Origin of the sequence: Sorangium sp. So ce426 (assembly GCF_051475585.1) — a bacterium.
GTDB classification, from domain to species: Bacteria; Myxococcota_A; Polyangia; order Polyangiales; family Polyangiaceae; genus Sorangium; species Sorangium cellulosum_B.
Map to the genome: position 1 here is coordinate 1,263,639 of NZ_CP150341.1, position 12,401 is coordinate 1,276,039.

Genomic DNA, 12,401 nt, shown 5'->3' on the forward strand with positions numbered 1-12,401 from the left:
GTTCAGATACCCGATGGGTTGTACTTCTTCTTGGGGATGGGTTTGCCGGTCGTTGCTGGCCTGGGCGCAGGCTTCGCCGGCGTGGACGTCGTCCGGGGGCGCGCGGTCGACGGTGGGCGCGACGCCTGCGGCGCGGCGATGGGCTGCGCCGTCGCTGCCCCGGGCGCCTTGGCCGTCTGGGAAGGCGCCGGCTCCGCCTCGGGGGGCGCCGGCGAGGGCGCCGGCTCCGCCTCGGGAGGCGCCGCCGAGGCCTCGGGAGCGGGCGGCGACGCCGGCTCCGCCGCCTGAGGCTCCGCCGGCGGAACGGGCGCAGCCGGGGCGGCCTCCGCCGCGGCCGCGGTGGCGGTGGCGTCGGCCGCCGCGGCCGCGGGCAACGCATCGACGCGCGCCTTGCCGATCTCCGGACGCGAGCGCTCGTCGCCGCCGCGCACGACGAGCGCGACGGCCCCGAGCGCCACGCAGAACATCGCCGCGCCAGCCACGATCAGCTGGAGCCGCTTGCGCCGCTCCCCGGTCTCGAACGATCGGTCGACCGCCGTGACCTCGCCGGCGTCGTTGGCGAGGCTCCGCGAGCCGCGCCTCGCGAGGCGTTCGCTGAGCGCCGCGGCCCGCGACGCGGGCGGATCCGCCGCCGCGAGCACCTTCGTGGCGGGCACGCCGGCCGCCGGGAGGATCCGCTTGGCGGACGAGCCGAGCGGCTTGCCCTCGCGGGCGGCGGGCCGCGGGCTCACCGGCTCGGCCGGCTCGCCGGGCGCGACGTCGGCCTGCAGGGCGGGCGCGATGATGAGCCGCGGCGGCACCCCGGCAGGCCGCGCCGGCACGGCGATCTCTTCGAACGAGATCGGCTCCAGGCTGACCGGCGGCTCCTCGTCCTTCTCCGCGGCCGGTGATGCGGCCCCTCTGCTGGACGCCGGGCCGGCGCCGGCCGGCGCCGCTGCCGCAAGGGGAGACCCCACCGCCGCGGCGGGAGCGCCCTCGCGCGAGCCCGCGCCGACGTCGGCCACGGCAGCGTGGCCCTCCAGAGAGGCCCCGGGCCGGCGCTCCGAGTTCACGGCGGAGCCTGCGTCGACGGCCGCGATCGCGTCGCGGAGCTCCTGCGCGCGCTTCGACTGGATCTCGCCGATCGCCTGCCGCACGAAGGCCGCCACGTCCTCGTCGGTCGTGGGCTCGCCGAGCGTCGACGCGACCTGATCGATGGCCCGCTGCATCTCCGCGCACGTCGAGAAGCGGCTCTCGGGGTCCTTCTCGAGCGCCTTGAGGATGATCCTGTCGAGCTCGGGGTGGATCGCTCCGTTCAGCTCGCGCGGGGGGAGCGGGTTCTTGATGGTGATGTTCTCGATGGTCGCGAGCTCGGTCTCGGCGCGGAAGGGGTGCAGCCCCGTCGTGAGCACGTACAGCAGCGCGCCGAGCGAGAAGATGTCGCTCCGCCGATCGATGGGGAGCCCGCCGAGCTGCTCCGGCGAGAGGTACGGCGTCTTCCCCTTGACGATGCCGCCAGCGCGCGTGACGTGCAGGCGCCCCTTCGACTTCGCCACGCCGAAGTCGACGATCTTCACGAACCCGGCGGTCGAGATGAGCACGTTCGCCGGCGAGATGTCCCGGTGGACGAGGTCGAGCAGCACGCCGCCGTCGTCGCGGAGCTCGTGCGCGTTGTGGAGCCCCGCGCAGATCTGCGAGGCGATGCGGAGCACGATCCGCTGCGGGATGCCCCCGAGCCGCTTCGCGGCCTTCTGCAGCGTGCCGGCCGTCTCGCCGTCGACCCACTCCATCACGATGTAGAGGACGTCGTCCTCCTCGCCGAGGTCGAGGATCTCGACCACGTTGGGGTGCCGGATCCGCGCCGCGACACGCGCCTCGTCGAGGAACATCGACTCGAAGTCGGGGTCGTCGGAGACGTCGGGCAGCATCGTCTTGATGGCGACGATCTTCCTGAAGCCGCGGGTGCCCTGGAGGCGCGCGGCCCAGACGGCCGCCATGCCGCCCTTGGCGACCGGCATGAGGATCTCGTAGCGGCCGAGGGTGCTCCCCGGGCCCAGCTGGTCCACGGCCGACGCCGCGCGACCCCAGAGCTTGTTCGGGCCCTGCATCCCGGTCGGCGTGGCGACCGTCCTGCTGGAGGTCGACGCCGGACCGTTGCCTCGCGCGCCCTCCTGCGTCGCAGGCGCTCCGCCCGGAGGCGCGGCCGCCGCCGGCGGGGGCGGCGGGGTCTTCGCTGCGACAGGGATGGCAGGCGCGGTGGCCGACGCGGGCGCGACGGGGGGCAGCGGCTGAGGCCGCTCTGCCGACGCGGCCGGCGCGGGCGCGGCCGGCGGCAGGGGCGCCGACGGTGTCGCCGGCGCGCGGCTCGTGGCCGTCGCCAGCGGCGGCGCGGGCGTGGCGGCCGCGCGTGGCGCCGGCGTCACGGCGGGCACCACGGGCGTGCGGCGCGTCGCAGCGGCCGGCGGCGGCACAGGTACCCGAGGCGTCGGAGGGCTCGGCGTGAGCGCTGGCACGACGGCGGCAGGCGCTGCAGCGGCGACCTTGCCGTGCGTCTCGGGCTGCGCCGGCGACGCCGCGCGAGCCGGCGGCGGCGGGCGAGGTGGCCTCGGGGACGGCCCTCCCAGGGCCGGCGTCGGCGGCTTCGGCGCCGTCCCTTCGGCCGGCGTCGGCGTCGCCCGCGCCGCCACGAGGGGGTCGCCCAGATCGCCCGGGCGCGGCGCGGCCGGCCGCGCGGGCGGCTGCTCCTTCGCCGTGGCCGCCCCCGTCGCTGCGGCGCGCTCGGTGCTCGCCCCGGCGGCGGCGCGATCCTCCGTCCCCTGGCCCGACAGCTCGATCCGCGGAAGGGTCTGTGCGGGACGCCGCGGCCCGGGCAGGTCGCGGGCGGGGACCTCGTCCACCGAGCCCCACCCGGTGTCGACGCTGGCGTGCGCCGCATCGGCGCCCGCAGGGCCCGCGCCGTTCGACGCGCCTGCGCCGGCCGCCGGCTTGGCCCCCAGGCCGTTCTTCGGCGCGGCGGCGTCCTTCGTCGCCGTCGCGCCGCTCGTCGGGCGAACCTGGCTCGCGGCGATCGCGCCGCCTGCGGCCACCGGCGGCGCGCCAGGCGTCGCCGCGCGCGCGCGCGGCGACGGCGCGGTGATCGGCTGACGCGGGCTGTCGCCGCGAGGGGAGAGCGCGCCGTCGGCCGCGGGGATCGCCACGCCCACCAGCGTCATCCCCCGCGCGCGCGGCGGCGGCCGCGGCTCGTCCGCGCCAGCGGGGCTCGCCATGGCCGCCGCGATCATCGTCCTGCGCGGCTCGATCGTCTTGCCGGCCAGCCTGCTCACCGCCGCGGCCACGTCCTCATCCCCGGCGATCCGCCCTGCCCCCGCGGCCTCCAGCGCCGCGAGCATCGCCGAGGCGCTCGCGAAGCGGCGCGCGGGATCGCGCTCGAGCGCCGTCTGGACGACCTCGACGACCTCGGCCGAGACGGCGCCCCCGGCGAGCCCCGCGAGCTGCGGGATCGGCGCCGACTGCACCTTCTGGATGACCGCGGCCTCCAGCTTCGACGAGAACAGCCGCTGCCGCGCGAGCAGCTCCCAGAGGACCACGCCGACCGAGAAGAGATCCGCGCGCGGATCGAGCGGGGCCTCCGCGTGCGCTGCCATCGCCTTGACCCGCTCGGGCGCGGCATAGGCCAGCCGATCGGGGTTCCTCGTCCCCATCGGCGCGAGCCCGGCGATGGCCCGCGCGACGCCGAGCCCGCCGACCCGGGTGACGCCGGCGATGCCGACGGAGACGTGGGTCGGGTTCAGCTCGCCGTGGACGAGCGGCGCGGGCTGCGCCGTGTGCGCGGACGCGAGCGCGCGCAGCACGTCGATCGCGATCCGGAGGGACACCGGCGGCGGCAGCCCCTCGGCGCCGGCCAAAGGCACCAGCGCGCCCAGAGGCTCGCCCTCCACGTACTCCGAGACGATGAAGACCTCGCCGTCCGCGATGCGGGCGTCGAGCACCGAGAGCACGTTCGGGAAGCGGACCTGCTGCGCCATCCCGGCTTCGCGGAGGATGCTGTCGGCGGTCTCGGCCTTCTTCGTGAGGTGCCGGTAGATGCGCAGGATCGTGACGGGCGGCGCGCTCTTCGCCTCGCCCGCGTCGGAGGACGCCCGCGCCAGCCACGTGGAGCCGATGCCACCGCCGGAGAGCTCTCTCAGCAGCTCATAGTTGCCGAGTCGCGAAGCAGAGCCCGCACCGGGCGGCCTGTCGAGCGCCATGGGATTCGCATGCTATCAGGACGTCAGAAGCTGGATCCAGCGTTCACGGCCGAAAACTCGGCGAGTTTGGGCGTGTCCGGGGCGCCCTGTCAGGTGGGCCTCGCGTGGGATCCAAGCGGGCGCTGGACGGTCGGGCCAGCGCCCGCGCGTGCGGCGAAATGCCACGTGCTCGCGAGATCTCGCCGGCGTGCGGGCGCTGCGCGTGCGGCCGGGCACACGCCCGCGACGAGCCGCAGGGCGGCGCGGCGAGGGCGCTCCGCGAAGGCGCGCCACCGCTGCGTGATCATGTCCGGAGCGAGGGGCGCGGGCCCCTCTGTTCACACACAGGTGCCCGGGTGTGGGGAGCTCGGTGTGGGCCGTCCAGGTCGGCGAGCTCAGGGGCGCGACACGCTGGACACGCGGAGCGCACCGGGGTGAACGGTCAGCGTCACGAACCTGGTTCGTCGCTCGTGGCTCGAGAAGGCGCTCGCGGCGACGGGGATCCCGTGCCGGAGCGCCACGGCGACGTGGGGGCCCGGATCGACCCGGATTGCCCGCGACGGCTGCGCCACTTCGCCGTCGAGCAGCAGGGTCACGCCGTCGGTCGCGCCGGCGAGGTTCAGCACGATCCTCGGCATCCGTCCCTCGAGGTCCTCGAGGCGCGCGTCGATCTCGGCGAGCACCCCCGGCGACGCCTTCCGCGCGTTCGCGTCCGCGCCTGCGCCTGCGATCGCGCGCGCGTTGTGGTACGTCCGCTCGGCCGTGCGCAGCCGGCCGAGCCGCTCGTGACAGAGGCCGATGTGGTACGTCACGTTCGCCGTCGGCCGCCGGCGGGCGATCGCCTCGAACCTGTCCAGCGCGTCGGCCCAGCGCCCCGCGATCTCGAGCGTCAGCCCCTGCGCGAACTGAAGCCGCAGCGCGCGCGTCGCGCTGTCGTCCTGCGCGTGCAGCCAGGAGGGCGAGAGCAGCGCCCAGCAAACGAGCCCGAGCGCGGCGGCGCGCCGCCAGCGGCGTCGGCGAGGAGCGGTGATCGGTGCGGCGCTGGTCATCAGAACCCGGGGCTCGTGATGCGGGGTCGAGATGGCCCGCGCGGCGCTTGCCAGCGCGGGGGCTTGTCCTCGTAGGCCGACGAGACGCCGTCGCTGCCGGGGTCCCTCGAGGCGCGCTCGGGCGAGCTCGGCGCGCCGCCGCGGCTCGCCGCGTTCCGTGGCGGTGCGTCGCTGCTCGTCGCCTCGGGCGCGCTCGGGCCGCGCCGCCAGGCGGCGCCGCCGTCGGCGAAGGCCGTGGCCAGCACGGGGCGGAGGCTCTCGCGCGCCGCGCTCTCGGGCCCCGCGTCCGCCTGCTCCCGCAGCGCGGCCGAGCCGAGCGCCGCCGCGAGCGCCGCGGCGCCCGCGAGCCGGATCGCCAGGATCGTCCTCGCGCGGCGCGCCGCGCCCTGAGGAACGGCGCCTTGCGGGGCGGCGCCCTGCGTGCGCCCGATCGTCGTCGCCTCCCGCCATCGAGGCGCCCGCGGCGCCCGGGTCCAGAGCCGCTCGAGGGCGCGGGCGGCGAGCCTCGGGGGCGCGGCGAGCGCGCCGCGGGCTCGCGTCACCTCCTCGGCCCGCGAGCCTGCGGCCGGCGGCGAGAGGATCACGATCGGCGCGGGCGCGCTCGCGCCGAGATCGTCGAGCGCGGCCTGGAGATCCGCGCGCAGCGAGGCCGCGTCCGGGTAGCGCCGCGCCGGGTCCTTCTCGAGACACCGGCCGGCGATCTTCCGGAGGCGCGGCCGGATCGAGCTCGGCAGCGGCGCGGGCTCTGTCTCGAGGATGCGCCGGAGGACCGCGTGGTGGTTGCCTCCCGTGAACGGCTGCGCGCCGCTGAGCGCCTCGTAGAGCATGACGCCGACCGCCCAGAGATCGGCGCGCGCGTCGATGGTGCGCTTGCCGAGCGCCTGCTCCGGGCTCATGTACGAGGGCGTCCCGAGCAGCTGCCCGTCGATGGTGATGGCGTCGCCCGCGCCCGTGAGCTGGCTGATGCCGAAGTCGACGATCTTCGGCACGATCCCCTCGCCGGGGACCGTCGCCATCATGATGTTCTCCGGCTTGATGTCGCGGTGGACGACGCCCTCGGCGTGGGCGGCCGAGAGCCCGCAGCACACCTCGATGAGGACGGGCACCACCTCCTCGGGCGGCAGCGGCCGGTTCGGCTGGAGGCGGTCAGCGAACGGCGAGCCCCGCAGGAGCTCCAGGGCCAGGAACAGGTAACCCTCGTCCTGGAGCTCGCCGGCGTCGACGACGCCGACGATGTTCCGGTGCTGGAACTTGCCGATGATCTTCGCCTCCCGGATGAAGCGCCCGACGACCTGCTCGTCCCGGAGCGCCGGGGACAGCTTGAGCGCGACGTCCCGGCCGATGAGCTCATGGCGCGCCCACCACACGCTCGACATCCCACCCGCGCCGATCTGCCGGATCAGCCGGAAGCGACCTCCTGCAACGTCCCCGGCATGAAGCATGTGCCCCCTTCGCCCATCGCGCGTGAGAAGCCTTCACGCCGATCGAGCAACAACAGCGGAAAGCACGAGCAAGGCCACCGGGCCGGCCGTCCGCCGTCGGCGTCGAACCGACCCCGGAGGTGGCGACGCTCGTCAGGGGCGATAGCGCTCCAGGATGTCGCTCGAGAGCTTCACGCCGAGCTCCTGGTAGCCGCGGAAGGTCAGGTGGACGCCGTCGCGCGACGCGCGCGGCGGGCGCTCGCGGTACCAGGCCTCGATCGAGCCCCGTCCGCCCATCGCCTGGTACGTGTCCCAGAACGCGCAGCCGCCCTCCCGCGCGGCGTCGCGCAGGACGTCTCGGACGACGGGCGTGCGCTCCGGCGCGTCCCTCCGGTCCGTCGGCGCGAGCACCAGGCAGTCGACGTCGGGCTCCACCCTGCGGGCGCGGGCGAGCAGCTCGGCGAGCTGCTTCGCGTAGAGGGACGGATCCGTGGTCACGTCGCCCGCCTCGTTCGTGCCGTACTCGATCACGACGAGCTCCGGCGAGCGCCGCGCGAGCTCGGCGGCCCAGGCGAGCTCGCTCCACCGGAGCGGCGTCGCCAGGCGGGCGCCGTTGATGCCGAGCGTGTCGAGCACCACCCCGGCCCCGGCCTCCGGATCGCGCTCGACGACCAGCCCGCAGAGCTCGGCCCCGCCCGACGGCGCGACGCCGAGCTTCACCGCGCCCACGCTCGCCAGCCGCGTGTGCTGCAGCGCGCCGGGCGCCTCGCCCGCGGCCGCGCGGAGCACCTCGCTCGGGCCGCCCTCGATCGTCACCGCGACCTCGTCGGTCGGCGCGCTCGGGCGGAAGCACACGTCCCAGAGCAGCCGCGCGGAAGGCGCCGCCGAGGTGAGCGAGATCTCCGCGCGCACCGGGGCCGTCTGCGCGCCGAAGAGGATGCCCCCGAGCCCGAAGACGCCGTCGTCGGCCGGCGTGGAGCCGCCCGGAGATTTCGGGCGGGTCCGCCACTTGCCCTCGGCCGTGAGCCGCGCGCCGTTGTGGCGGTAGGCGGCATAGCCGAGGTGCACGAAGCCGAGCCCGCCGTCGCCGAAGCGCCGCTGCAGCGCGGCGCGGACCGCGCCGCTCCAGAAGTCCGCCGCGGCGTGCGAGTCGCCGAGCCAGGCGATGCGCACGTGATCCCGGCGGCGACCCTGCTCGAGCGCGCGGAGCGCCGCGAAGAAGTGGGCGTAAGCCCCGTCCTCGGGGCGCAGCAGATCCAGCTCTGGCGGGCGCGCCGGCGCGGCCTCCGCGGGGCTCGGCGCGGCCGCTTCCGGGGCGGGGGCCTCTGCGAGGCGCGGCGGGGGCGAAGGCGCGGGCGGCGCGGATCCCACCTCGGGCGCGGGCGGCGCGACGTGCTCGCGCGTCGCGCTGCAGCCGAGCGCCGCGGCCTCGAGAAGCGCCGCGAGCAGCGCCGCGACGGCGCGCCGCGACGCGGCGGAGGGGGGCCGCGCCGGCGCTCGCCGCCGCGGGGCGCGGCAGGACGCCGCGCGGCGCTCCGGGATCTCCGCGCGGGCTGCGGGGCGGGCTGCGCCCCTCACGACAGCGGATCCTCGATGTCGGGCTCGGCGTCCGCGCCGACCTCGATCTCCTGGCGCTCGCGCCGCTCGCGGACGCGCTCCTGGACGGCGCCGACGAGCACGTCGACGTACGACTCGAAGGGCGGGCACGCGATCCCCGCGGCCGTGAGCACGAGATCCGCGTTCCGGGCGTCGTAGCGCACCGGGGTCATCAGCTGCTCGACGAACGCGCGCGGGCTGCGGACGAAGCGCTCGATCCCGGGCGTACGGAGCAGCGCCTTGGCGAGGTTCGACGGGATGTGACCGCGTGCGGCGCGGCGGCCGCTCGCCCGCGCGATGAGATCGAAGACCCGCCGCGCCGACAGCGGGTGCGGATCGGTGACGTGGAGCGTGCGACCCGGCGCGAGGCGGCTCAGGCCGATCGCGTGCGTCGCGCGGACGACGTGATCGATCGGGACGATGTTGAGCGGCACGTCGCCGCGGCCGGGCATCGGGATCGCCATGTCGGCCGGCGCTGCCATGATGAGCAGCACCAGGAGGTACAGGCCGTCGAGCCGGTCGATCTCCCCGGTCGTCGCGTCGCCCACCACGGTGGTCGGCCGGACGACCGCCGCCGGCACGTGGCGCATCGCCCGCCGCACGAGCACCTCCGCGCGCATCCGCGTCTCCTCCACGGGGTTGCGGAACGCCTGGCCGGCCTCGAGATCGTCCTCGTACACCATCCCCGTCCGGTCCCCCGCGACGAACGCGCTCGATTGATGGACGAGGCACTGGAGCGAGGTGCAGGCGCGGGCGAGCTCGATCACCTCGGCCGTCCCGACGACGTTCACGGCGTGGGCGGTGCGAGGGTCGGCCCCGGCGTGGCCCACGTGCGCGAGGTGGTGGATCCGGTCGACCTCGCGGGCCAGCTGCCGGAACTCGGCGCCCGACAGCCCGAGATCCATCGCCGCGACGTCCCCCTCGAGCAGCACGAGGCGCTCGCGGTCCGCCGCCGGGAGCGCGTCCCGCTCCGCGCTGGCCTGCGCCGACGACTTCGCGAGCACGACGGCGACCACGAGCGTGCGCGGCTCCGACGCGAGGATGTGCTGCAGCATCTTCCGCGCGATGAACTTGGGGAAGCCGGTGATGAGCACCACGCTGTCGTAGCCGGGGCGAGGCATCGGCTGGAGCTTACCGCAGCGGTGCGCCTGCTCCGCGGCTTTCCGCTGAGGCCGCCTCGGACCAGCGCGGGGGTGACGGGGGCGGCTGCCACGGCGCGCGCGGCGATTTTGCAGGTTCGTGGTCGATCGCGGCGGGAAGGCGCTACCGTTCGGGTCGTGATCGCGCGATCGACCTCTGCCGTGCGCCGCGGCGCTGCGGCGCTCCTGGCCATCGTCCTCGGTGTGAGCGCGGGCGCGCTGGGCTGCAAATCGCCTGGCGCGCCGTCCGACGCCGGCGCCGTGGCCCTGAGCCCCGTGCCCGCGCCGGCGGGGCTCATCGCCGAGGCGTTCCTCCCGACGCCCGACGCCACGTGGGCCAAGGCGCGCGCCCTCGTCGGCGGCTCGGCGGCGCTCCTCCCGAGCAGCGCCGGCGCCCTCGCGGCGTCGCTGCTCGGCCTGCCCATCACCGTCGCGTCCGAGATCGACGGCGGGGTGCCGGTGCTCGGCGCGGCCGTGGAGGCCGCGGATGGGGCGCGCCCGCGGGCCGCGCTCGGCCTCCACGTGAAGGACGGGGGGCGCTTCGTCGACCAGCTCACGCGAGGCGAGGGCGCGCGCTTCCGCGCGAAGCCCGACGCGGCGACCGCGATCGCGCTGCTCGAGCCGCTCCAGGGCGCGAGCCCGGTGGCCCTCGGCGTCCTCGGCAACTACCTGCTCGTCGCGGAGACGCCGGGCGACCTGATCTCCCTGGGCCCCTACGTCGCGCGGACGATGCCGCAAGCGCAGGTGCCGAAGGAGGATCTCGCGGTCGAGATCCCGAGGGCCGCGCTCGAGGGCCCGGTGCTCAAGGCGGCGCGGAGCGCCTGGGACAAGGCGCGCGGGCCCGACGGCGCGCCGCGCGCCACCGCGGTGCCGCTCGGTCCGATGATCGAGAGCGCGCTCGCGATGCTCGGCGATCTCGAGCGAGCGCGCCTCACGCTGGTGCTGGACGAGAACGCGCACCTGCGCGTCTCCGGAACGCCGAAGGCAGGGGGCGGCCCGGCGTCGAAGGCGTCGGCCGATCTCGCCGTCGGCGACGTGAAGCCGCTGCTCGAGCTGCCCGCCGACGCGCTCGTCGGGATCCTCGTCCGCGATCGGGCCGCGACGCGCGCCGAGAGCGTGCCCAGGCTCGTCGACGCCCTCGCCGGGCTCGTCGAGGGCGACCTCCCGGCCGCGGAGCGGGAGCGGCTCGGCGCCGCGATCCGCGCGGCGTCGGACGCGCGCGGCGACTGGTTCGCCGGCGGGCTCCGCTTCGACGGCGCGGGCCCCACGGCGTTCGTGCGCGCCGCCGTGGGCGACCGGGCCAAGCTCGAGGCCTCCATCCAGGATCTCCTCGGGACCGCGGAGCTCCCGCCGTTCAAGGCCGCGCTTCAGCGCGAGGGGCTCCGGGTCTCCGCGGGCAAGGCGGCGCTTCCGCTGCTCGACGGCGACGTGCGGCGGGTGCGGTTCGAGCGCACCGCCGCGGCGAGCGCGCCCGCCGGCGCGGGAGGAGCGCCGGCACGGAAGGGGCCGCAGGGCGGAAAGGGCGGGCCCGCCGCGCAGGGAGCGTCGCTTCCGCCGTCGTCGATCGAGCTGCTCTACCTGGTCCGCGACGACGGCCTCTTCGCGTCCGTGGGCAACGATCCGGGCGCGGGGCTCCGCAGCGTGATCGGCGCGCTCCAGGGAGAGCGCCTCGGCGAGGTCCCGTCCATGAAGACCGCGCTGGCGCCGCTCGGCTCGGACATCGCGTTCGCGCTGGTGGTCGAGCCGCTGCGGCTCGTCGCGAGCCGCCTCGGCCAGCCGGGCGCGGGCGACACGGCGCCCGTGGTGATCGCGGCCGGCGCCGCGCCCGAGAGCGCCGGCTCACCCGCCGCGTTCTGGGCGCGCGCCGACGTCGCCGCCACGGCGATCCGGGAGCTCGCCCGGCTCGGAGGCGCCTTTTGACGAGCGCGGCACGCGCGCGAGCGCTCGTCCTCGGCGGGATCCACGCGTTCCTGCTCGCGCTCCCCGCGGGGTGCGCGACCAAGGGGGGCGCCGATTGGGTCCACGACGGCTCGAGCGAGCCGCAGATCGCGCGCGGAGGCGGCGGCTGGCTCCACGAGCCCTCCCCGGACGACGGCGATCGCGACCGGCGCGCCAGCGCCGCTGTCGACGGCGCGCCCGGCGAAGCGCCCGGCGCGGCGCAGGCCGATCCGGGCGGCGCCGCGGGCGCGGCTTCAGCGCAGGGCGACCCCGTGATCCTCGTGCGCGAGCACGGCCGGCCCGCGCGCGCAACGCCGGCGCCAGCGCCGGCGCCACAGGCCGCGCAGGGGCTCGCACCCGGCATGTTCCGGAACACCTACTACGACTTCCCGAGCGAGGGCGAAGGGCCGAAGGATGCGGTCCTCTACGGCGCTGCCTGCGCGCCGCTCGCGAGCGTCCCGCGCGCGTTCCACGACCAGGTCTGCGTCCAGGGCAGCGGCCGGCTCGCTTCGGGTGACACGGTAAGCTTCGCGCGACGCGGCTGCGCGTGCGCCGATGTCTGCCCGCGCACCGGCCAGCAGGTCTGCTTCGAGCGGCTCGATCCGCGGCGGTTCCCGTATGGCCGCGGCGCGACAGGGCGCCCCATCACGCCGCTGCGCACGGTCGCGGTCGACTCGAGCGTCATTCCGCTCGGCACGTCCCTCTTCGTGCCCGAGCTCGTCGGGCTGCCGCTCCCGGGCGGGGGCCGACACGACGGCTGCTTCCTCGCCGAGGATCGCGGCATCAAGGTCGTCGGGCGGCAGATCGACGTCTTCACCGGCGATCCTGCGGTCACCGCGCGCCTCAACGCGCTCTTTCCGTCGAATCGCGGCGTGCGCCCCGTGCTCGACGACGCGCGCTGTCGCGCGATCTTCGCCGCGCGGGGGGCCTCCTGAGCGCGGTCTCCCGCGGCGTCGCCGGGGGCGCCCGCGGAGGGAGCGCGAGGGACCGTAAGGCCGGCCGCCCTCCCGCGTGAAATCCGGAACCTGGCGCGGGCGCGGAGGTGATACGATT

7 protein-coding genes are annotated in these 12,401 nt (G+C 76.5%); 2 read left to right on the forward strand and 5 right to left on the reverse strand.

Annotated elements, in window-relative coordinates; translation table 11 throughout:
- Nucleotides 1-2 precede the first annotated feature (2 nt).
- The 5 genes from WMF44_RS04700 to WMF44_RS04720 form a co-directional block, all read right to left on the reverse strand.
- Complete coding sequence (locus tag WMF44_RS04700) at nt 3-4,226, reverse strand: protein kinase domain-containing protein (RefSeq protein ID WP_437297917.1); 4,224 nt, start codon at nt 4,224-4,226, stop codon at nt 3-5.
- A gap of 374 nt (nt 4,227-4,600) precedes the next feature.
- On the reverse strand, nt 4,601-5,254 hold the full coding sequence (locus WMF44_RS04705; RefSeq protein ID WP_437297918.1) for a tetratricopeptide repeat protein: 654 nt from the start codon (nt 5,252-5,254) through the stop codon (nt 4,601-4,603).
- Complete coding sequence (locus WMF44_RS04710) at nt 5,254-6,696, reverse strand: serine/threonine-protein kinase (RefSeq protein WP_437297919.1); 1,443 nt, start codon at nt 6,694-6,696, stop codon at nt 5,254-5,256. Before WMF44_RS04710 ends, WMF44_RS04705 begins: the two co-directional genes overlap by 1 nt.
- Before the next feature lie 132 nt (nt 6,697-6,828).
- Entirely contained in the window at nt 6,829-8,253 is a 1,425-nt protein-coding gene (locus tag WMF44_RS04715; RefSeq protein ID WP_437297920.1) for a GDSL-type esterase/lipase family protein, read from the reverse strand.
- Nucleotides 8,250-9,392, reverse strand: a complete 1,143-nt coding sequence (locus WMF44_RS04720; RefSeq protein WP_437297921.1) for an SDR family oxidoreductase — start codon at nt 9,390-9,392, stop codon at nt 8,250-8,252. Before WMF44_RS04720 ends, WMF44_RS04715 begins: the two co-directional genes overlap by 4 nt.
- Nucleotides 9,393-9,548: 156 nt before the next feature.
- On the opposite strand from WMF44_RS04720, the gene WMF44_RS04725 reads away from it, so the two are divergent.
- Nucleotides 9,549-11,330, forward strand: a complete 1,782-nt coding sequence (locus WMF44_RS04725; RefSeq protein WP_437297922.1) for a hypothetical protein — start codon at nt 9,549-9,551, stop codon at nt 11,328-11,330.
- Nucleotides 11,327-12,283, forward strand: coding sequence for a 3D domain-containing protein (locus tag WMF44_RS04730; RefSeq protein ID WP_437297923.1), 957 nt, complete (start codon nt 11,327-11,329; stop codon nt 12,281-12,283). Before WMF44_RS04725 ends, WMF44_RS04730 begins: the two co-directional genes overlap by 4 nt.
- Nucleotides 12,284-12,401 lie beyond the last annotated feature (118 nt).